Raw genomic sequence first — 19,713 nt, 5'->3', positions numbered from 1 at the left:
AAGAGCAATCCCCCTCCCAGCGCTTCCACTAGCCAATTAGGGTTTGCGGATCGACGCCATGCGAACGCTAGCCATTCCAGCCATGCAGCGGCAACCGCGCAAGCTACAGCTGGCAGTAGGTCACGAATAACGCCCAGATGTTTCATACCTTTACTACCCGGATAATTTGCCTTCGCCGCCCTGGGCAACTCATCCCGAAAGCCGCAGCGCGCCCTTAAACATTCAAGACTGTGCCGTATTTTACGGCGATTCGTGGATTCTAATGGCCGCGTTTCAACGCGATCGTTCCCAACAAAGCGCGCCGCCAACGATCGACCCTCTCTGCGGCTTGCTCAATCAATCCGGCAACAGTCTGTATATCAACGGGTTTGAGAAGATAGTCCGCAACGCCAATGTCGCCCGCATCCACCAACGCCGCCGATGTCGAGGCGGCCGTCAAGATCACGGCCTGAACGCGCGGATTGAATTCTCGGGCCCGCCGAACCAACGTCAGACCATCGACCTTGGGCATATCAAGATCAGTGATAATCACATCGACCCACTCCTCGCCCAGGTGGGCGGACGCCGCGGACGAATCGGTAAACGTTAGGAGTTCGACTCCCTCCGGGAGGCGACCTACCAATAAACGCGACACCCAGTTCGCCTGAGCGAGGTCGTCCTCGACGAAGACCACATTAATTTTCCGGTTGTTAACGGCGACCACGGCATCCTCTTATTACTGCGTATGCGAAGTCAAACAGTGCAAATCAGAAGCGGTTCACCATGAACGCACTTTCTTGAGCGCAATCGTACGACGGGAAGGAGCAGGAACGCCTTGGGCGGCCAATGCGGGTGGCCGCATTCAAGCGGATGCGTCGTTAGTCCCGGTTGACTACGAATAAACCTCACGACGCAGTACATGACGAGCATGCGTTGGAGTCGATCTGGCAGATCAGGCAACAGGAAACTGCGCATTATGGAACTTTATAAATTTCGGTTTCCGCGCAGACGGCATCGGCTCAAGAACAGTCCAGATCGCCAATATTCGCCAAGGTCGCTTCAATGAGAGTAAAAACGTCCTGGCGTGTACTAGGTTATAAAGAAGCTCCGAAAGCAAATGTGGCTGCAGCGAGAACATTCAGATTGAAAGGGCGTGTAATGAGTGTTGAGAAGTCGATAAATGACACTTTCCCGTCGCCTAGGCACTCAGCGTACATGAATACTTTTTCTGAACTGGAGGATCTGATTAACCAGTATCTCTCCGATATGCCCGCCCGCATCGAGCGTTTGAGCCGTACGTTTGTCGACGGCGACTGGGAACTGTTAAACCGAAGCGTCCACCAGCTCAAAGGATCTGCGGGGAGTTACGGGTTCCCGGCAATTTCCGTCGCAGCGGATCGCCTAGAGACGCTGCTCGCCGATCGGAGGAATAGCCCCGAAGTTGCAGCAGCATTGGCCGATCTCATCGCGATTTGCAAGCAGGCGCGATCGGTCCGCGAGGCCACGGTGCCCGAAGCAGACAAGCGTTGAACGCTCAGCGTTCAGAGTGAATTACGGGGACTTGCACTCTGACGTGATTGGCCAGGCAACGAAGCGGATCACGGACGCAGAAGCCAAAAGACGAAGCGGACAAGCCGAGGCTTTAGCTGCGCGAGCTTCGAGTACCAAAGGAGCGGAACATGGCTGCGACGCGGCCGGCGAGCCCCACCAGCACCACTGACTTGCCAAGCGACGCCGCTCAGTTGGCCGACGCTCCCGCATCAACGGTTCTACCTTGGTCCGCTTCTTCTTCCAGTCGCCTTGCTTCAAGTAGATGGAGTAGCCGGCAATTTGAATCGGCGACTCGCGGATGTCTTTGAATTGATTTCTCTCTTCGCTCTTCATCGGATGGGAACCTTTGGCCGCCAGCAGCACCCAGGTCCGCTGGAACCGGACGTACTGCAAATTCGCCAGCCCCCGCTCCTTGCGTCGTGCCCGCCGATGCTCGCTCTGCACCACCTCGTACTTGGTCAGCATCTTGGCGTCGAGGGAGCGAGGGTCTTTTCCTTCCTTCACTTCGCCTTGCACATAGTGCACGTACCCGTGCCGCAGCAGGCAGGTCGCGATGCGTTATACCGACTACCTTTCATGATGCTTCACTAGGGCTGACCAGCGAAGCCTTCAATCCAGCATAAGCAAGCGCCGAAGTTCAGCCGGATCCGCGGGTTTGACAAGATGATGGTCGAATCCCGCCTCCATGGCGCGCTTCTTATCCTCCTCTTGCCCCCATCCAGTTAGTGCGACCAGTGTGATGTTTTGGCCCCACTTCTGTTGACGCATACTACGAGCGGCGTCATAGCCGTTCATTTTTGGCATGCCGATATCCATCAAGATCACCTCCGGCAGAAACGCCGCGGCAATTAGCATCGCCTCCTCCCCGTCGTGCGCAATTCGAACTTCATTGTCGAACATCTTCACCATCAGGGCCAGCGTTCGCGCAGCGTCGAGATTGTCGTCCACAACAAGGACTTTTCGGCGGCTGGATGCGGTAAAATAAATCGAAGGCGGCCGGGGGGCCGAAGTCACGTCCTCAATAGTTCCGAGCATGACAATGGGTAGACGCACCTGGAACTCCGTTCCTTGGTTGACGCCGGCGCTCTGGACTGAAATCTCGCCTCCGTGCATCGTGACTAGAGACTTCACCAGTGTAAGCCCGATGCCTCCACCGCGCGATGTATAGGCAGTTTTTCACAAATTGCTGCCGCCGCGCGGAGTGATTGTTTGCCGCGGCATGCAGGGCGGTTCTAAGCTCGCCCAGCCGGGGTTTCCGAATTCTTACTCGTGGACGAGGCTTTTCCCAGTCGCAGACAATCCGCGAATGGGTCTCGATGGCCTCAGGCTCGGTGAGCTGCGAGACGAAGATGCTTTTCGGTTTTAGGCGCAACCCACGAGCGGCGCGCCCCGAAGTGTCCTAGCTGAGGGTGTGGCCTACTCTCCGTTTGCTGCCACTCATCGGAGAGTCCGGGCGAACCGAAGCAACTGTTGGAGTTAAATGGAGCATCGTATTTGGCTTACATCGATCAACCAGCGGCCATTCCCGATATACCATTTACCATCCGCGCAGATTGTGTAGGTCAGAATGCGGAGGTGGGTATTTTCCGGACGCGGCGAGGCGGCTATCCTCTGCAACGGCACAGGAGAGAACCGCCGAGTCGGATCCGTGATTGCGGCTACTGTGCGAGCTAGCTCAAGGCGTCGCGACTCCTTCGGGATTCGCGACGTCTGTTTTTTTTGTCGCTAACTATCAGTGCATAGTCGCGCCATCCTGACAAACATGCTGAAATGCCGACGCAGCCCGCTGCGTTTTGCCGACAGCAAATAATTAGGGATTACCTGCCAGAACCATTGGTTTCGTGGCCTTCGAGGCCAACTCTTCAGGCATCGACAAGTACTTCGCCAATTCGATCGCCTCTACCAATTCAATACTTCCGTCCATTTCGACGACGCCGACTTCGACATGCAGATGAGTCGTCCCTGTCTCGGTAGCCAGTAAATGCGAAGCAATTGCCGTACGGATCCGCTGCGACACGATTCGCGCAGCGCTTTCGCCGATTCCTGGCAGCGCCACTAGGAATTCGCCGTCACCAAGTGAAGCGATAAGGTCCGCGTCGCGCCGCGTCGCCGCCACGACTGTCGCAATTAAGTCGCTTAACAACTCAGTGGATCGCTGCTCGTCATAACTGTTCAATACGAACAGTTGTTTTGGGCGGATGTGTAGTAGGGAAATGGCGCCTTCGGGACCATTGTTCGAAACTAGTCGGTCGCGAATGGAATCAATGACGACGCTCGCTGCCGGCAGCGAGGCTGCCTGAACAGCAATGATGTCCGCAATTGAGGTTTTGACGCGGCAGGCGGGGGCCGCAGAACCTTTAGCCGCTGGCTCTTTCGCAAGCGACGCTACCGCCAGCGTCTGGCGGCCGTCATGCCAATAGCAACAGTTACGGCCCGACGCTTTGGCCGCATAGACGGCTTCGTCGGCGCGTCGCACGAGATCTCGGGGTTGCTCTTCCGCAATCGCTTCCGCCACTCCGATGCTGGCTGTGACGCTGAGCACTTTGCCTTCGAATGACACGGATGTTTCTTGAATCGCGAATCGAATCCGATCAGCGATGGCCCGAGCTTGCTGGGCTGACGTATTCGGCAAGATGGCGGCAAACTCCTCTCCTCCATATCGCGCAGCCAAATATGGCTTACGGATGATGTTCGCGACAGCGCCAGCCACCGTCCGCAATACTTCGTCTCCGGCCAAATGGCCGTGAGCGTCGTTAAATTTCTTGAAATGGTCAATGTCGAAAATGATCAGTGAACAGGCTTCTCCAGCAGCCAATGACGAGAGGATGTCAGTGGCCAGCTCGGAGTCGAACAACCGCCTATTGGCAAGGCCAGTCAACGCGTCGGTTTTCGCGTTCGATTCTTGGGTACGTATCTCTTCCGCCTGCGTCGCTATTTTCTGCTCGGCTAACTTGAGCCGCGCGTGGAGCTGGTGGTTAGCATCGAGCATTCCCTCGACTAGCGATTGAATCTCTAACACCCCCGCTTTACCGCTGCTTCGACTCGCGTCTAGTTGCGCCGACCACCCTTCCATTGTCTCACTGTGGTTGCCAACGTCATTGGCAACGTCGACCGCCAATTGCCTGATCTGCTCAACAGCGGCTTGCGTTCGCGCCGCGTCTTCCGTGCGAGACTGATCCGTAGGATGAACTGGCTGACGTCGTCGACGGAGTTGAATCACCACGACTGTGATCGCCGACCCAATAGCCATGCTCGCTAGGGCCAGCGCGAGATTGCTCAATAACTTCAGGACGAAGAGGCTCATCATGTTTATTCGAGAGTGGGAATAAGTTGTAAACGCTAAGCGATTCGAAACGAATCCGATTCTCTACGGCAAACCATAAGTCTGCAGCGGCGATTGTCAAATCAACAACCCGAGATTGCTTCAACTCGGGTAAATCAGGATCGCAACCGAGGTTGGCCGCAAATCGTGCAGCCGCATCCCGTCGACAACCACATCTGCAATTGACCCCAGGCGTGGTAATGCGCACCCATCCTGGGTCGAGGACATGGACCTGGCTGGTCACAGAGAGCCTATGCTCTCGCGTTTGCAAGCTAAGTCTCAATGCGACTCACGAATTCTCCGGCGACCTCGTAGGCGGGACCAATTGATCTAACGCGGAGTTGCTTCAGCAACACGGGAGGCAGCATGGCGGCAGTGTCGGAAAAGTCAATTGCCAGATACGAGTGACTTGGGGCGCAAGCTTGAAGGATCGCTATGCCGCCTGTGCTCACATTGACGGTGAGGGCATTGAATGGCTGCCCAACGACCCTTAAATCGTCAGTAAGCGGTAACGCTCGCACTCTCTTCGCGAGGGAATAGCGGGGGTGCTGACGGGAGTCAGGGCCTTCACGCACCAGCGTATTGAAACATTCATTCAGTTGAGCTAACTCATCCCCCGTAGCGATAGATTCGCCGACGTGACGGCGGTCGCTTTGAATAATGTCATAGTAGCAGCCAGGGCGAATACCAGCGATAAATGGACGACCGTCGCGAAGTTGAGGAGCGGCGATGAACGCAGCGCTGCACCCTCGACAAAGCCAAGGGCTTGCGGGCGCGCGAAGCGAAGGGAGACGCAACGCCAGCCGCGCTTGGCAGCTGCCGCATTGTTCGATTGCGGAAGTATCTCCAGTGGTGGGTGTCATCGATTCGATCCTCTCACTAACCTCAGACAATAGACCGATCTCTGGCTAGACTAAATCGCTGCTAGCTTGCTGTTCCACTTCGCTTTGTCCACCAGGACTGTTTCTTCCATTAAAGCCTCAAGGGCGGCGGTGAATTGCTTGAAATTTGGATGTTCACTTACGTAGAGGTCCACGACGGCTTCGCGGGGAATTCGCGCCGTCATCGCCTCATCCAAGACCGGCAATCGGCAGCCGTGCTGACCTCGTAAGGAGAATAGGAACTCGCTAAACGAGAACATCGCTTGACTGTAGTCTGCGGAATCGACCATCGCAGTCGCCCTCCAATAAGTGTGTCATTATCGCCTGATCAGCGACCTACCAAAAGGAGTTTAGGTCGGCAACGGCCCTAAAGAGACGTTCTTGAGATCGCCCCTTTCTAATGATGTCTGCGTATCAGTTGTACGGATACGGCAGGCGATGCTGCTTCGCAAATGCGAGCCCTAGCATGACTCATTCGGCGGTTAACGAAGGCGCACCAATAACCAGTAGGGCGATCTCTGGAATAGTCCGTCACCAATCGAGCTGGCAATCATCTGCCTCACAACTAGCGGAATCGCGCAACTCCTGTGCGACTAATTCGGATAAGACGGATGCCATGGCGTGCTGGCGGAGTTTCGACGGCTGTGGTCCAGCGCCCACTGGTCAGTAAGCCGCCGAGCTCGTTCCACCGCCGTCGCACAGTCAAGACGTCCTTCCCGATTGCCGCAACAATTTCCGTTGCGACTTGGGCTCTCTATGGACCCGCTGCTAGCCTGATATAAAACTTGCTTAGCTTCAGGATTCTGGCACAATTGTGCCTCAACTTAAATTTGGAGGAATACCTTTATGACTATCGAAACAAAAACTGAGCCGAAGAGGAAAGAAAAGAGCGAAGGAGCCAAGAACGGTCCGGAGCACGTAATCCGTGACGGAGGAATCGCAGCGATGATTTGGCGACGCGAGTCCACGACGGGCTTTCCCTACTACGAGTACAGTATTAGCCGCAGTTGGAAGAACCAGGCCGGCAAGACTGGTTACTCGCAGAACTACTTCAGCAGAAACGAAGCTCAGCTGATCAACGTGATTGGCCAGGCAACGAAGTGGATCACGGACGCAGAAGCCAGAGACCAAGCCGGACAAGCCGAGGCCTTAGCTGCGTGAGCTTGGAGTACCCAGGGGCAGAGCCTAGCCGCGACGCGGCCGGCGAGCCCCCACCAAGCACCACTGACTTGCCAAGCGACGCCGCTCAATTGGCCGACGCCGAACTGCAAGCGAAGTATCGCAGAGAGTACCTCACCCAACAGCGGCGACTATCATGCCCCGGCTGCGGCGAGTCCCCCTTCGAGGGATAGTCCGCTAGGCCGCATCGTCCATTTCGAGCGGCTCGAACGCCTTGACGATGGTTCGCCGCCAGCGGATGGCGGACATCGGCACCGGCGACATTCCCGCCGCCTTCCGCTTCTTGTTGATGACCCGAATGAGTTTGCGAAGTTGCCGCCAGACCGGCTTGTAGCACTCAAAAGGCAGATGGTAGATTTCAGCCGACAACGCTTCGACGGGACGCTTCGTCGCTATCTCCAGAAAGTACGCCCGCAGCTCCTTGTACCGCTCGCGTGAGATGAGCACCCGAGCGTGCCACTTGTCGTCCCGCACCAACGGTTCTTCCTTGGTCCGCTTCTTCTTCCAGTCGCCTTGCTTCAAGTAGATGGAGTAGCCGGCAATTTGAATCGGCGACTCGCGAATGTCTTTGAGTTGATTTCTCTCTTCGCTCTTCATCGGATGCGAACCTTCGGTCGCCAGCAGCACCCAGGTCCGCTCGAACCGGAGGTACTGCAAGTTCGCCAGCCCCCGCTCCTTGCGTCGTGCTCGCCGATGCTCGTTCTGCACCACCTCGTACTTGGTCAGCAGCTTGGCGTCGAGGGAGCGAGGGTCCTTTCCTTCCTTCACTTCCCCTTGCACATAGTGCACGTACCCGTGCCGCAGCAGGCAGGTCGCGATGCGTTGCACGAATCCCGTCACGCTTGTCGTCTCGTACTTGTACTCTCCTCTTCTCATACCACGTCTCCTTTTCGCCGCGACTCACACCACAAGCCGCTGTGAAAAAGAGGGAGCAACAAATCCATTGTTGCTCCCCGTGATGCGAACCTTTCAATCCATTCCGACCCAAACACTGAAGCCCCTTGCAATCCTTGCAATTGGCTCTGCTTGGGCCGAAGCTTGGCAAAACCTCCATGGAAAACCCATCCTTGTTTTTGCCAACCTTACACGCAGCGTAGCAGCCTCATCTCTTGGCATGGCTGCTGCTAAACTCTTAGCAGCAGCCCCCAGATGTTCATGCTAACCACGACTGCCAATCCTCCGATGAAAACCCGTCGTGTGCAGAGCACACGCCGACTGTTCACCGTTTGTTCGCTGAAAATGGACTTCTCCCGCCAGGGAGAACTCGATTTTCCACTTAGCTCTCATCCAAGAAACACGGCTGCGGACCTCCCCTTTTGGGGAGGACCGCGCGCGTCAGTCAACCGTCTGGCAACAATGCCAGTCAGGTCTTTCGTCGGCTCTTCGATGTCGGGTTACCAGCCCGACGAGCACGGGTTGCGACTGCCTTGCCGCACCAATGACAGGAGTTCCTCTCCCGTCACCGTCAGAGGGCTTCCCCTCTGTCACCGCTCGCCTTCCCTTTGCACTCCCGTGCAAAGCGTTGGCGACTTCTACTTGACCCACGCTCCCTCTCTGCTGAATTTGAAACACCGCGGCGACTAGCCGCGGCACCGCCTTACCAGGGCGGCCTCAGCAGAGATTCCTACGTTAGCCAATGTCTTTGCTTGTCGAGTCTCGCGGGTGAGAGGTGTGACCCTCATGGCGATATGATTCTAGGTGCAGCCTCCCGGCTGTCCTACTTTCCAGACGACTTGCGTCATCCGATTTCCGGGGTACGAGTCTAGAAGCTCCCCCTACCGATGAATCATCCGCTTGTTCCCACGTCCGGTCCGCTATGGCAGCCCGAACGCATCTTCGGCAATCGACTCTCGACAAACTTACGGTCAAGCCCTCACGGGCCTTTCTTGTGGTTGAGCTATTCGCATCCGAGGTCTTACCCCGGTACTCGCAGCAGTCACGCTGCGACAGGGCTTGTCACCAAGCACCTGGCTCCCCACGACCGACAACGTTGAACGCCCCTAACTAGAGGAAGCGAACCCCGCGTATGGATTACGCAGCCCAAGGCTGCCTCACCACTTTGACATTGACGGCTTGCAAAAGAACACCTTCGCAAGTGTGTCCGTATCGCCCCGCCTCGCGCGACGAGAAAAGAAACAGAACCATAGGATAGAATCGTTGGATTAGTTCAAAGCGTCTTCTCTGCCATACAAAGGCAGGGAGCGTTTTTTGAGATTACTCAACGAAGCCTCCTTCGCACTGACCGAACACCTCTCGATGTAGTCAGCGCTACCGGCGAAACACATAGACGGGTGGTTAACCCCGTCGTCCCTTAGCTGGCTGGTAACCAGTTTACCGGGTGTGTTTCCCAGACGGATACTGATGATAAGCATTAACGAGCACCAACAGTCGAACGGCGTATCCTTAAGCCGCTCTACCCGCTCGTATACCACGCCGTGGCGGCAAAAATCAAATACTGTTTGAGCTTGGTAGCTTAAACACCAGTCGCCTTCGTGCCGGCTGAATAGTTTTCATGCCTTCGCTCGTCGCTCTGGCCACCGGGTAGTCTTGTCTTTCAAGGCTCACGCCAGGCGTAGCCTGTCATTCCCCTTGCAGGCAAGCCTGCCCCGTCTTGTGGCCAGGCAAGGCTTCCCATCCTCCGTAGGTAAAAGTTTGGGACCACCCCTGAAAACTTTTAACCAACGGAGGAAACATGAAAACAATACATCCAGACATCGCCGGCAGACGGTTTGAAACGCCGCAAGGCTCCGATGAGAGCTTCGAGCACTTTCTTGAAGGCTTCGGCACGTACCGACAGGAACTGCTCGCTGAACTCAGCGAAGGTATCGCCACCAGCCATAGCCAGGCAATTCCTATTTCGGCGTGCTCTGAGGAATCAGCGTACCTTCTGGAGCTAACGCGATTCATCGTCGTCTATCAGCTCCTGCACGATTCGGTCGAAGTCAGCACCATCGTCCGCAAACGCGACTCCGCAGCTCCTGACCACATCGAATACTTCACGTCAGTCGCGTCCCTCCCATCCAAATCATAACCGCTTGTCGCTTCGGCCGGAGACTTCGCACTCCGCTTAGCTCCCGGTGCGTTGCCCTGCCATCTCCTGAACAATTTGAGTAGCGATTTGCTTCGTAGTAAACTCGCCCTGTTCACTTTGTTCTCCCTGCAAAACGGGTCCGATTTCATGACCCCATTTTGCAAGGAGAACCTTATGAAGAGAAAACATATGCTGTACGACCGCCAAAAAACTCTCGACTTTGACGCCCCGCCCAGTGCTGAAGTCCAGCACATCGCCGAAAAGACTTCCGAGCCGCCGCCGGCTAACCAAGAAAAAAAGGCTTCGCCGCTGCTTCGGCCCGACAGGCAGATCGTCTACGCCGAGGAGAACCATTATCGCTGGCCCGATGCCAATCTGCTGCACGACCACGACACCATCACCGTTGACCGGATTGTCGATGACATCGACGGCCCAGCCCATCGCTTCGTCATCACACGAGGTGACACCGTTGAAGCGTACATGTCGCACGGTAACTTTCACGTCGGTGAGGTTATCGGCATCAGCCACGCCCGGCAGGAAGTGCGGGTGGCTTGGGACCAGACGCTGGAAAAAGGAGGCTGGTTTCATGTCGGCCGCATCTACCCGGCCGCAGAGCCCAAGGCAGAACGACCCCGCCATGGTCAACCGCTCTCAAAAGTCCTCGCAGCGGTCAATCATGCCAATGGAACAGGGCAAACTGAAGCAGACCGAGTTCCGGTCGCCGGCGTAAATCCCGAGCAGGTTCTCGAGTTCCTGAACGCCCGCCCTGGAAAAGAATTCACCACCGGAGACCTCCGCCACGAGTTTGGTGCTCCGTACTACGACCCGGAGCACCCGCTCGACAACCCCGTTCACAAAGTGCTTCGCGAACTCCGCGATGCCAAAACAATCAACGTCATCGAGCCGAGTTGGGGCGAGCCCCGCTTTTCCGCCCTCCCAGCCGCAGCCCCCGCTCCGGCGTTGACGCTCTACACGTTCGATGATTTCAAAAAGTTCCACGCCGAGTTCTCCAAAGGACCAGTTCCCTTCGAAACGTACCAGGCCGAGTTCCAAAGGCTTTGGGATTCACAAGACAGCGTGAAGGCCGAGCTCATCGCTCGCTTCAAGGCGAAGGAACTGACCGTATTGGCAGGACGGATGCGAGGCTATGTCCGCAGCGGACAAACCAAGGAGAAGAGCGCCGCGAGCATCGTCCGCGGCATGCTCAACTACTTCGTGCTCGACAATAGCGTCTCCTACTCGCCGTTCTCGGGGGAGACCTACGAGTCAGCCCTGAAGAAGAAAGTCGAAGCTCTCACCGCAGGAGAATACTACCGCCACTTTGAAAAGAAGCAGGAAGAATCGCTTGCCAAGGAAGCCGCTCTGGCCGACCCGCAGAACCTGGCGGACTTTCGCTTGGTCATCGAGACCAAGGGCGAAGACGGACTCACTGACGAGCAGCTGAGTCGCTACGACGCTCTGCGAGCTGACCTGCAACGTGACTTGCGAGCACAGCAAACCGCAACCAGCACCGTCCAGCGGTTCCAAGCAGACGAATTGCAATCGCTCTCGTTTGTCAGAAAAGAAGGCTATCACGACAAGCGACTTTGCCCGCTCTACATCGTGCAGCTTGAGTCGCGTGTTGAACGCGAGGCCTTCAATGAACTCAACCGCAAAGCCAAACAACTGGGCGGCTGGTACTCAAGTTTCAAGAAATCCGACGCTGGTTTTCAGTTTCTGGAAAAGGACCAAGCCGACAGGTTTTGCGAGCTCCTCGCCGGCGACGTCGACCGCTCCGATGTGCTTGAAGCAAGAAAGGAACGCCAAGAACTTTCGGCCGCAGAATCCCTGCATGAGCTTGCCACGAATTTGATGGAGCGAGCCGAGGAGACCATCGAACGAAGCAACGACTCACTGCAAAACACAGCTCGTCGAGCCGACATCCAAGCTGGCGTCCGTGGTCAAGCATACGCCGACCAGGCGATGAGCCGCACGATTCACTCCCTCGCCGAAGCTCTCTCTCGCGGTGAAGCCAAGTATCTCGATGGCATCCGCCACAGAACGCAGCTTCAAACACTCGACACGGTGCTCAGTCTTGCCAAATGGAAACGCATCCGAGCCGTCAAGCAGCAAGACAAGGAGTCAACCTACGGCCACGGTCGACGACAAGACCGCATCGAGGAGGAACCCATCTCACTGGCCACGGTTCGCTTTGTCGAGTTTCCCTACCCCACGCTTTATCGCAGGAATCTTGAAGACGCTATCGCTCGCGGCCGCAATACCAGCGGCGTGAAAAAATCTGCCGAGACGCTCAAAAGATACCTTAGCGAAAAATCAGCTGACTACGTCGAGTTCTCGCGTGAGTACGAGCTCAACGCACTCTTTGACTTTGTCGACCGGGCCAAAGCCCAAGGCATCGACGTCGAGCGAATTGCTGGAGCGAGTGAGAACTACAAGCGACTCGTTCGGGCGAACATCACCAGTCTCCCTGAACTTCGTGCCGCCTTGCGGGAATACCTGGAGCACAGAGCCGAGCGACGCGGCGACGACCCGGTACAGATTGCCGAACGCGAGCTCATCGGCAAAGACCTGCCAGGTTTCTATCCAACGCCTCGCCCCGTGATTGACCGGATGCTAGAACTTGCCGACATCGAGGCTCAACACAAAGTGCTTGAACCCTCATGCGGCAAAGGTGACATCTTGGACGCCCTCAAAGAAGAATGCCCAGACATCGAGCTGGTCGCTATCGAACGCAACTGGACGATGGAAGACGTGCTTTCTGCCAAAGGCCACGCGGTGGAGTTCTCAGACTTTTTGGAACATGCCGGAAGCTATGACCGCATCGTGATGAATCCCCCCTTTGAGAACGGGCAAGACATCGACCACGTTCGGCACGCCTACTCACTTCTTCGTCCCGGAGGACGCCTAGTATCCGTGGTGTGCGAAGGGCCTTTTTTCCGCAGCGACAAGAAAGCGTCCGAGTTTCGCCAGTGGCTGGAAGCGCTGGACAGCGACAGCGAACAGCTGCCCGCAGATGCCTTTCAGGGACGCGACGCGTTTCGCGAGACTGGAGTTCGCACAAGACTTTTAACCATCAACAAGGAGGAACATGCTTAAACAACATTCATTGAACTTAAACGACGACTTTACCATCGCGACTCTGCCTGGCCCCGACACGACCACCAAGCGAGACGCCGCCTTATCCAACGACCGTCGCTTTCAAGCCATGCTTGCTGAAGCTGCTCGAGTCGGTTGGCCCGCCGCCTTCACCGACGACCTCTATCAGCACGATGCCAAAACGCTCGCTGACAATCCGGGCGAGCCGATGCTTTGGATTCTGCGACAGAACGGAACGCATCTTTATCCGCTCAGCTGCGACAACAATCACGAAGCGTTTTATTATCGGTCAGTAATCCGCTACTGGTCAGGAGACCACAAACTCAATACCGCCGACAATGGATCCGACAGAGCCAGGTACTATCTCGTCAGCGACTCGGGACTCACACAGATTTCAGCCGATGTTGCAGCCACCAAAATCAAAGCTCCTCCTGAAGGAAAATTCCGCGAGTAAATGTTTCTCCGTTCCCAAGAAACGTTGCTGCTCCTTCGGCCCCGCGTGAAGTTGCCATCCCTTTTGCGAATGGCAACATTCACTCAGGCCGACTTTCGGCCTGCAATGTTTAGCACTACAAGGAGAACTTCATGAGCATTACCGTTGCAGAGAAAACGCACTGGAAAGAACGCATCGCACAAAAGATTGAGCGCGCCATCAAGGAGCTTGTCGCCACGCATGACCCCGCCTTCCTAGAGACGGCCTCCCAGCGAGCGCGGGACGCTGCCATTCGGACGCTCGGCGGAGCGGCGCTCGACGCCGAACTGGAGACCCTCAATCGCGACCGAGACAGACTGAAGAACGCGGTCACGGCCATCGAACGAGAACTGGAGGCGCTGGTCGAGGGGAAGCCCCGCAAGGCCTACGTCCACTACGCCGACTCCAACTGGTCGCGGGCCGTTGCGCATCAACAAGAGGTCGAACTCCAGCGGATACTTTCCCAAGCGCCGCTGGGGCAACGCATTCTTAAACTCCGGTCCGAACAAGAGTCGCTCCTCGATACCGTGTGGCTCAGTACCTCGACCGTGCAGATACGCGAGCTGTGGAAGAACGTCACCGACCTTCTCTCCGACGAGCTCTCCGAGCTGCAAAAGAAGGTCCTGGCCCAACCAAGCAGCGAGGAGGGCTCGAAATGACCATTCCACTCCGCTTGATAAAACTTGACCACGGCTTCGGCCGTGGCGTAAACTTGATGAAGGAGCGTGCAATGAGCATTCATGTGGAAATCCCCGAACCGCTGGCCGAGAAAGTCGCTCGGGCCGCCCAGTCCCAAGGCAAGTCCGCGGAGACGGTTGTCCTGGAGGCGGTGGCGAGCCAGCTCGACCCGCTGGGTCGGCTCAACGCAGCTTTGGCGCCGATTCGGACAGCGTTCCAAGCGTCAGGTCTCACCGAAGATGAGGCCGTCGAACTCTTCGAAGCGGAAAAGCACGCCCTGCGGCGAGAACGCGCAGCGGCCGAGAAATGAAGCCGCCTGACCGCGTCGTCTTCGATTGCAACGTCTTCTTCCAGGCCTTTATTTCCGGGTCGGGCCCCGCGGGCCAACTCCTGCAGGCCGTGAGCGAAAAGTCGCTCACCCTGTTCGTCTCGGCTTTCGTCCTCGAGGAGTTGACGGACGTCCTCTCCCGTCCCCACCTGGCGTCGCAATTCAAATTCACCAGGGAGCGGGTCGCGGAGTACCTCGATTCGCTCGTTCAACTGGCCACAATGACGACCGACGTGCCCCATGTCTTTGAGTTTCCTCGCGACCCAAAAGACGCTCACTATGTCGACCTGGCCCTCGCCGTCGACGCGAAACTCATCGTCTCGCGCGACAAGGATTTACTGTCACTCCGAGACGCAGCCACTGGCGAAGGGCGTGACTTCCTCAGTCGCTATCCCGGCTTGTTGATTCTCACGCCGCCCGAAGTCCTGAAGCTCCTCGCAGCAACGCTCCCTCCCAAATAATTCTTACTCGGTCAGCGAATCAAACGCCGATCGAATCTTGTGAACGAGCTCCGCGGCGGACCAGGGTGGAGAAGCGTTGGTTTCGTTCCAATCGATGAGCACCTGAAGTGCTTCGTCTGCTGAAAGACCGGCGTCGCGGAGCTTGCAGGCCGCTCGAAACGTGGCGTTGTGCCCCCCCTCGCCCGCCTTGGCATAGATGCGTTGAATGTAGGCGACGGCGTTTCGCACTTGGCCGGTTGCCTCACTCGACGGCAGTCGCACTCTCTTCGTTTCATCGACGAGCCAGGCCGCGTCAAAGCTTGGCAGCACTGCGGAGGCATCATACGCCTGCCAGACATACGGCACGCCGCTGGGATGCAGGGAGGGAGGAGCGGTGGCGAAGCCCCCTTCTCCGCGCACATCGATTTTTCTGCCAAGAACGCCGGCGCGGTTTCGCACCTCCGCGCCCTCGGGCATCGCATAGTAGAAATGGACCCCGCCCCCGCCGGTGGCGACGACCAAGGGCGAGCTCGGGAAACGTTCCTGCCAGAAGGCCGCCGCTGCCAGCGAGTCGCAATCGACGACGACGAGCCGCGAGAGCTTGCCGGTCACAATGCCAAGACCGCTGGGCGGACGCGTCCCTTCAGAGAACCACGTCTCGACTTCAGTCCTCGTGGGTCGTCGCGATTGAAATCCTTTCCAGGCCGGAATCGCCGGCAGCTTGCCGACGAGCGGAATGACGGGCCAGCCGCGATCCAGATATTCTCTGGCGGCAACAGCGAGCGACACATCGTCTCTCGTCGTCTGGCTGGGAAATTCTGACCGCATAGAGCTTTCAAAAAAAAGAGCCCCTGCGATGCACATTGTATCGAGGGGCGAAAAAGGGTCGTGTGGAAAACGTCAGGCCGAGGGCTTGTTAGAAGCTCTCGCCTTCATCTTTCCGGGTGCGGTACTCAGCTTCGAGGCGCGATTGCACAAAGGCATCCGCTGCTTCGAGAAGCTTCGCCGCTCGGAGCAAATCGCCGCCGCCAAGATATTCGGAATTCTCCCACGGAGAATTCTCCTCTCGACGAAACGACCGCGTGAGTTTCACGCTGAAGTTGGGCGGTCCGTTCTCCATCGGGAACTCAAACACGGCGACCGTCAGCGGAAAGCCTTTCTTCGTCCATACGGGACGCTGCTTTCGGCCGCTGTCGCTTGCCTGCTTTCCCTCAACTCGACGCTGCGATTGGGTAGCCAAGGCTGGCTCCTTTCACGTTACAAACCGCACGCAAAACCATTTGGAAAACCCTCATGCCGCGTGCATCGCATTGGGCTTGCCACTGCCTTGCCTGAAGACAGTCGAAAGCCCCCGCCGAGCCACCCCAGATAGTATCACTTCGCCAACGCTAAGCAACTAAACCGCTGTCCTCTCTTCCGCAGCGAACTCAAGCCTCAACGTTCCCGCAACGGCGCCCTGCACCGCTCGCCGGCGCAGCCAGCGATTTCCGATAGTTGGCTCCCCTCTTCAGCCCTCACCGTTCAGCAAGCAAAAGCGTTCGGGCATGCCGCGAGAGACCTGCCCGCGCGCTGATGACGGCTCGGGATGACCGCAGCGAACGTTCCCCGCCGGTCTCATTCCGACGCTACACGGACCGCAATCTCGGCGGCGCCTGCCTGGTTGTCTTGGCTCGTTTGGTTCGCTGCTTTTTCTCCAGGCCTTCGCGGCCGGCAACGGGCTGGAGCTTTTCGCAAGCCGCACGCCAGGCGACGCCTGTCATTTGCTTGGCCCAAAGCACGCACTCTTAGTTGCCGGACCAGGCGACGGGCGCCTCCAACGGGAACGCTTTTGTGGTTTCGCCTCCTGGGGTGCGGAAACGCAAAAAACGTTTAAACCTTATGGAGGAAACAATGAAAAAGAAGAATGAAACGAAGCCAACGAACAAACCAGTTCATCGCATCCGAGTCGGTGCGGTGTCATGCAGCGTGTTCTTGAACAAGACCAAGGAAGGAACGGAGTTCCCGTCTGCGATCATCAGTCGCTCGTACAAATCAGGCGACTCGTTCAAGGATTCCAACAGCTACGGCGCCAGACACCTCGCTGAACTCGCAGGCCTGGTCGCCAGCCTGCAAAGTTGGATGACTTCCAACTATCCTGAAGCCGCAAAGTAACGCGGCAAGCCCGCGCGAGGGCAGCTTCAAGCCGGGAGACCTTCCCGGCTTGAGTTTTTGCTCTTCAGTCCGAGAGTCCACCCCTTTTCCGATTAGGCAAACTCTGCCGGACCTCACTCGCCGGAAACCAGGCGAAACTGTCGAGAGCTCGGAACCTCGGGCTTTTTTCCGAAAAGCTTCACCTGCGGCACGTCAATCCGCTTCTTGCCGACAAGCTTCTTCGCGTGATTGAAGTACGTGGAACGTCCCCCGCCGCCAAGCTCCTTGAAGGCCTCAATCCGCTGGGCTTCCGTCCGGTACTGCGGGTCATTTTTGATTTTTGCCGCGAGCACCGTTCGCTCGGCAAAGCCTTCGCGATGAAGAATATCAAGCCACTCCATGCCGGCGTCCTTCAGCTCCGCCGCTTGGACGTAATGGCGCATCGAGATCCCGGGAAGAAGATGGAGGTTCTCGGCCATGAAGTCATAGACTTCCTGGTCCCAAAACCATTCCCCGACCTTCCGGTGGACTTCGGCCGGGCTCGGCTCAAAGAAAAGCAGGTGCCCTCGGTTCTCAACCGCCCGCACATTTTCTGAAAGCGTCTTCCACTCGTTCGCCACAATGATGACTTTCGAGCTCGTCTCAAACTGTTTCGGAATATCTTTGTTTCTACCGACGGCGCCCGTGTACCAAGAGACGCTCTTAACGGGGTCAGTTTGGCAGAGGCATTTGAGGAGCCGCACGCAGTCCCGGTCGGTGTAAAGCGAATCGACGTCATCAAGCACGACGGGCTTCCCGCGGTGCTCGTAGAGAGCCTGATAAATGCCAAACGCCGAGGCCGAGCCCTCGACCCATAGCGAGCGATCGCCCACTGCTCTTCTCACGGTTTGGCTTTTGGCGATGCCGGCATCACCGATGAGAATAAGCAAATTGAAATAACCCTCGGCGAACTTCGCCGCGAACTCTTCGAGCTTCGCGTAGCTGCGAATCACCAGGGCGTGCTTGGGTCGAGTTTTGCTAATCGGCATGGGTGCAACTCACGGGACGACGGCGGCGTTGGCGAACGCCGTACACTACGCAATCGATAGCCTTTTCCCACATATCGCACAACTCAAAAACGGATGGACTTCTGGACTTCGCGAGCTTCGCTGGATGTCTGCAGCTGCGGCTTCTTCTGCTCGTCGAGCCAAGTGGCGTAGCAGGCGGAGTGGCGGCACCTCGCCAGCTTTTCTGCGTCGCCAGCCTTGATGGCTTTGCGATAATGCTCGCCGTAGAAGAACACTCGCTTGGCTCGCTCATCGAACTCAGCTCGCTCGACGTCCGTCAGAGCGGCCATGAACTCATGGAACGCCTGGAGGTTTCGCTCTTCGGCTTCGCGCTCGCGGGCTTCGCGTTCAGCCGCCAGCTTCCGTTTTCTCGCGTCGCCCTCAGCCGCGGCCTGCTTTTTTCGCTCGCGTTCCGCCGAAGAAATAAATCCCTGCGGGCGCGGCCAGGGCTCAGTGGCTTTCAGCATCGTGGCGAGCATCCCCGCCTTGCTTGATTTCACGCGACCCGACTTCGCTTCAAATTCGACGTGTTCGATATCTTCCGCGATTCGCGCGGATGAATGGCGTTGCACGGCGGCGGCAGCGTCGGTCGGTCCAATGCCAAGCGCTACTAGTTGCTGCGTCACCGAACAGCCCGCCGTCCCCCGGGCTTTGTCGGTTCGCCGGGTCGACGTGAAGAGGATCTGGCACCGTCCGTAGCCGGCGTCGAACTGGTGAGTCAGTCCGTAAATCCCCTTCGCTTCCAGTTCCTCCAGGGCCGGCATGATCTTTTCTCGAAGGCGCGCGTGGCGAGTTTCGCGGGTTTGGTAGCCGAGCTTTTCGTGGCAGAGCGTTTGCAAATCAATGCGATGTTTCGGGCGGTTCCAGAACTGCTTGCCAAGGTAGCGGTAGAGCTTCCGGGCGATTGGGTGTTGGAGCGAACGGTAGACCTCGATGTCGAGCTTGCGGACGTAACCAGCCTGGAAACTCTCCGCCATTACGTCTGACCAGCGGATCCAGCTCAATGGCTTTTCCCGCCCCTCGGCACGGGCCTTCTTCAGCGCCCGATGATACTTATCTCGCTCGTAGAGATACACATCATCAATGATCCCAAATTTGCGGTCGACGTATTCCTTCTCGGCGTTGTCGTACCAATAGTTTTTCGCGACGATCCAGACGCCGCCGATACGGTTGAGGGCGTCGTCGATCGCTTGGTAGCTAGCGCCATTGTCAGGCCAGCCGAGGATCCGCACGAGCTGATAGCTTGAAAAGTGAACTTGGGGTTTCTGGAGTCTTTCGGCAGGGACCGCATCCATCAGGCCCCCCTGCTGCGTCACCTTGAGCAGCGCCACGAAGACGTCGTCGTCCTTGGGGGTCGGCCGCCCGTACTCCGCCGAGAAGGTCACCTTCCAACTCCGCTCGACGGCTTCGCCCGACTCCGGGTGACGCTCGTGCGTCACGAACGACAAACTGCGCGTCGTCAAATCAGGTTTCTTGTCCGCGCCCGAAATGGAGTGCTCCAGGAGATTCATCTCGTCCCGTCCGGAACGGAGATACTCCAAAAACTCATCCTGAGCGGTTACTGCTGGCGTCCTTCCCAT

At 57.3% G+C, this 19,713-nt stretch carries 19 protein-coding genes and 1 pseudogene; 9 read left to right on the top strand and 11 right to left on the bottom strand.

The window, feature by feature from the left end; all coding sequences use genetic code 11:
* Positions 1-259 precede the first annotated feature (259 nt).
* Positions 260-703 (bottom strand): response regulator, encoded by a 444-nt coding sequence (locus I41_RS26760; protein ID WP_145436578.1) that lies wholly within the window; start codon positions 701-703, stop codon positions 260-262.
* Positions 704-1,194: 491 nt separating this feature from the next.
* Here I41_RS26760 and I41_RS26755 point away from each other — a divergent pair, with 491 nt between their 5' ends.
* A complete protein-coding gene (locus I41_RS26755; protein WP_168207191.1) occupies positions 1,195-1,509 on the top strand; it encodes an Hpt domain-containing protein in 315 nt (104 codons plus the stop codon).
* Positions 1,510-1,530: 21 nt separating this feature from the next.
* Here the strand turns inward: I41_RS26755 and I41_RS26750 are convergent, their stop codons facing one another.
* The 5 genes and pseudogenes from I41_RS26750 to I41_RS26735 form a co-directional block, all read right to left on the bottom strand.
* Complete coding sequence (locus I41_RS26750; RefSeq protein WP_145436574.1) at positions 1,531-2,055, bottom strand: hypothetical protein; 525 nt, start codon at positions 2,053-2,055, stop codon at positions 1,531-1,533.
* An 84-nt stretch (positions 2,056-2,139) separates the two neighbouring features.
* The gene (locus I41_RS26745) at positions 2,140-2,565 is read right to left on the bottom strand and encodes a response regulator (RefSeq protein WP_391524851.1); all 426 of its coding nucleotides are present in this window, start codon (positions 2,563-2,565) and stop codon (positions 2,140-2,142) included.
* A 15-nt stretch (positions 2,566-2,580) separates the two neighbouring features.
* A pseudogene (locus I41_RS28740) lies at positions 2,581-2,679 on the bottom strand (hypothetical protein); the annotation flags it as partial.
* 661 nt (positions 2,680-3,340) lie between these two features.
* Positions 3,341-4,519 carry a diguanylate cyclase gene (locus tag I41_RS26740; RefSeq protein ID WP_168207190.1) on the bottom strand — a complete coding sequence of 393 codons (1,179 nt, stop codon included), beginning with the start codon at positions 4,517-4,519 and terminating at the stop codon, positions 3,341-3,343.
* A 1,246-nt stretch (positions 4,520-5,765) separates the two neighbouring features.
* Positions 5,766-6,023, bottom strand: a complete 258-nt coding sequence (locus tag I41_RS26735) for a hypothetical protein (protein ID WP_145436568.1) — start codon at positions 6,021-6,023, stop codon at positions 5,766-5,768.
* Positions 6,024-6,579: 556 nt separating this feature from the next.
* On the opposite strand from I41_RS26735, the gene I41_RS26730 reads away from it, so the two are divergent.
* On the top strand, positions 6,580-6,894 hold the full coding sequence (locus I41_RS26730) for a hypothetical protein (RefSeq protein WP_145436566.1): 315 nt from the start codon (positions 6,580-6,582) through the stop codon (positions 6,892-6,894).
* 195 nt (positions 6,895-7,089) lie between these two features.
* On the opposite strand, the gene I41_RS26725 is transcribed toward I41_RS26730, so the two are convergent.
* Positions 7,090-7,788 carry a hypothetical protein gene (locus I41_RS26725; RefSeq protein ID WP_145436565.1) on the bottom strand — a complete coding sequence of 233 codons (699 nt, stop codon included), beginning with the start codon at positions 7,786-7,788 and terminating at the stop codon, positions 7,090-7,092.
* A gap of 1,816 nt (positions 7,789-9,604) precedes the next feature.
* Here I41_RS26725 and I41_RS26720 point away from each other — a divergent pair.
* From I41_RS26720 to I41_RS26695, 6 genes are all read left to right on the top strand, one after another.
* The gene (locus I41_RS26720; RefSeq protein WP_145436563.1) at positions 9,605-9,943 is read left to right on the top strand and encodes a hypothetical protein; all 339 of its coding nucleotides are present in this window, start codon (positions 9,605-9,607) and stop codon (positions 9,941-9,943) included.
* Between the two features lie 51 nt (positions 9,944-9,994).
* Positions 9,995-13,039, top strand: coding sequence for a methyltransferase domain-containing protein (locus I41_RS26715; RefSeq protein ID WP_145436561.1), 3,045 nt, complete (start codon positions 9,995-9,997; stop codon positions 13,037-13,039).
* On the top strand, positions 13,032-13,493 hold the full coding sequence (locus tag I41_RS26710) for a hypothetical protein (protein ID WP_145436559.1): 462 nt from the start codon (positions 13,032-13,034) through the stop codon (positions 13,491-13,493). Before I41_RS26715 ends, I41_RS26710 begins: the two co-directional genes overlap by 8 nt.
* Before the next feature lie 131 nt (positions 13,494-13,624).
* Positions 13,625-14,170, top strand: a complete 546-nt coding sequence (locus tag I41_RS26705) for a hypothetical protein (protein ID WP_145436557.1) — start codon at positions 13,625-13,627, stop codon at positions 14,168-14,170.
* On the top strand, positions 14,167-14,499 hold the full coding sequence (locus I41_RS26700; protein ID WP_145436555.1) for a hypothetical protein: 333 nt from the start codon (positions 14,167-14,169) through the stop codon (positions 14,497-14,499). The genes I41_RS26705 and I41_RS26700 overlap by 4 nt, the downstream gene beginning before the upstream one ends.
* Positions 14,496-14,978, top strand: a complete 483-nt coding sequence (locus I41_RS26695; protein ID WP_145436554.1) for a putative toxin-antitoxin system toxin component, PIN family — start codon at positions 14,496-14,498, stop codon at positions 14,976-14,978. Before I41_RS26700 ends, I41_RS26695 begins: the two co-directional genes overlap by 4 nt.
* A gap of 3 nt (positions 14,979-14,981) precedes the next feature.
* On the opposite strand, the gene I41_RS26690 is transcribed toward I41_RS26695, so the two are convergent.
* Positions 14,982-15,746, bottom strand: a complete 765-nt coding sequence (locus I41_RS26690) for a bifunctional DNA primase/polymerase (RefSeq protein WP_168207188.1) — start codon at positions 15,744-15,746, stop codon at positions 14,982-14,984.
* Positions 15,747-15,873: 127 nt separating this feature from the next.
* On the bottom strand, positions 15,874-16,197 hold the full coding sequence (locus I41_RS26685) for a hypothetical protein (protein ID WP_145436550.1): 324 nt from the start codon (positions 16,195-16,197) through the stop codon (positions 15,874-15,876).
* 650 nt (positions 16,198-16,847) lie between these two features.
* Between I41_RS26685 and I41_RS26680 the strand changes: the two genes are divergently transcribed.
* Positions 16,848-17,108, top strand: a complete 261-nt coding sequence (locus I41_RS26680; RefSeq protein ID WP_145436548.1) for a hypothetical protein — start codon at positions 16,848-16,850, stop codon at positions 17,106-17,108.
* A gap of 113 nt (positions 17,109-17,221) precedes the next feature.
* On the opposite strand, the gene I41_RS26675 is transcribed toward I41_RS26680, so the two are convergent.
* Both I41_RS26675 and I41_RS26670 read right to left on the bottom strand, forming a co-directional pair.
* Positions 17,222-18,115: a hypothetical protein gene (locus tag I41_RS26675; RefSeq protein WP_145436546.1), complete on the bottom strand. Its 894-nt coding sequence runs from the start codon at positions 18,113-18,115 to the stop codon at positions 17,222-17,224.
* 83 nt (positions 18,116-18,198) lie between these two features.
* Entirely contained in the window at positions 18,199-19,713 is a 1,515-nt protein-coding gene (locus I41_RS26670; protein ID WP_145436544.1) for a replication initiator protein A, read from the bottom strand.

The sequence above is a fragment of the Lacipirellula limnantheis genome (assembly GCF_007746075.1).
In the GTDB taxonomy this organism is placed as follows: domain Bacteria; phylum Planctomycetota; class Planctomycetia; order Pirellulales; family Lacipirellulaceae; genus Lacipirellula; species Lacipirellula limnantheis.
Note: the sequence above shows the minus strand (reverse complement) of the source record. Positions and strands in the feature narration are given on the sequence as shown.

Excerpts from the sequence above, each read along its gene's own strand:
- I41_RS26695 (WP_145436554.1), top strand. The coding sequence starts at position 14,496 with ATGAAGCCGCCTGACCGCGTCGTCTTCGATTGCAACGTCTTCTTCCAG.
- I41_RS26705 (WP_145436557.1), top strand. The coding sequence starts at position 13,625 with ATGAGCATTACCGTTGCAGAGAAAACGCACTGGAAAGAACGCATCGCA.
- I41_RS26730 (WP_145436566.1), top strand. The coding sequence starts at position 6,580 with ATGACTATCGAAACAAAAACTGAGCCGAAGAGGAAAGAAAAGAGCGAA.
- I41_RS26710 (WP_145436559.1), top strand. The coding sequence starts at position 13,032 with ATGCTTAAACAACATTCATTGAACTTAAACGACGACTTTACCATCGCG.
- I41_RS26680 (WP_145436548.1), top strand. The coding sequence starts at position 16,848 with ATGAAAAAGAAGAATGAAACGAAGCCAACGAACAAACCAGTTCATCGC.
- I41_RS26745 (WP_391524851.1), bottom strand. The coding sequence starts at position 2,565 with ATGCTCGGAACTATTGAGGACGTGACTTCGGCCCCCCGGCCGCCTTCG.
- I41_RS26720 (WP_145436563.1), top strand. The coding sequence starts at position 9,605 with ATGAAAACAATACATCCAGACATCGCCGGCAGACGGTTTGAAACGCCG.
- I41_RS26740 (WP_168207190.1), bottom strand. The coding sequence starts at position 4,519 with ATGCTCGATGCTAACCACCAGCTCCACGCGCGGCTCAAGTTAGCCGAG.
- I41_RS26735 (WP_145436568.1), bottom strand. The coding sequence starts at position 6,023 with ATGGTCGATTCCGCAGACTACAGTCAAGCGATGTTCTCGTTTAGCGAG.
- I41_RS26755 (WP_168207191.1), top strand. The coding sequence starts at position 1,195 with ATGAATACTTTTTCTGAACTGGAGGATCTGATTAACCAGTATCTCTCC.
- I41_RS26670 (WP_145436544.1), bottom strand. The coding sequence starts at position 19,713 with ATGGGAAGGACGCCAGCAGTAACCGCTCAGGATGAGTTTTTGGAGTAT.
- I41_RS26700 (WP_145436555.1), top strand. The coding sequence starts at position 14,167 with ATGACCATTCCACTCCGCTTGATAAAACTTGACCACGGCTTCGGCCGT.
- I41_RS26725 (WP_145436565.1), bottom strand. The coding sequence starts at position 7,788 with ATGAGAAGAGGAGAGTACAAGTACGAGACGACAAGCGTGACGGGATTC.
- I41_RS26675 (WP_145436546.1), bottom strand. The coding sequence starts at position 18,115 with ATGCCGATTAGCAAAACTCGACCCAAGCACGCCCTGGTGATTCGCAGC.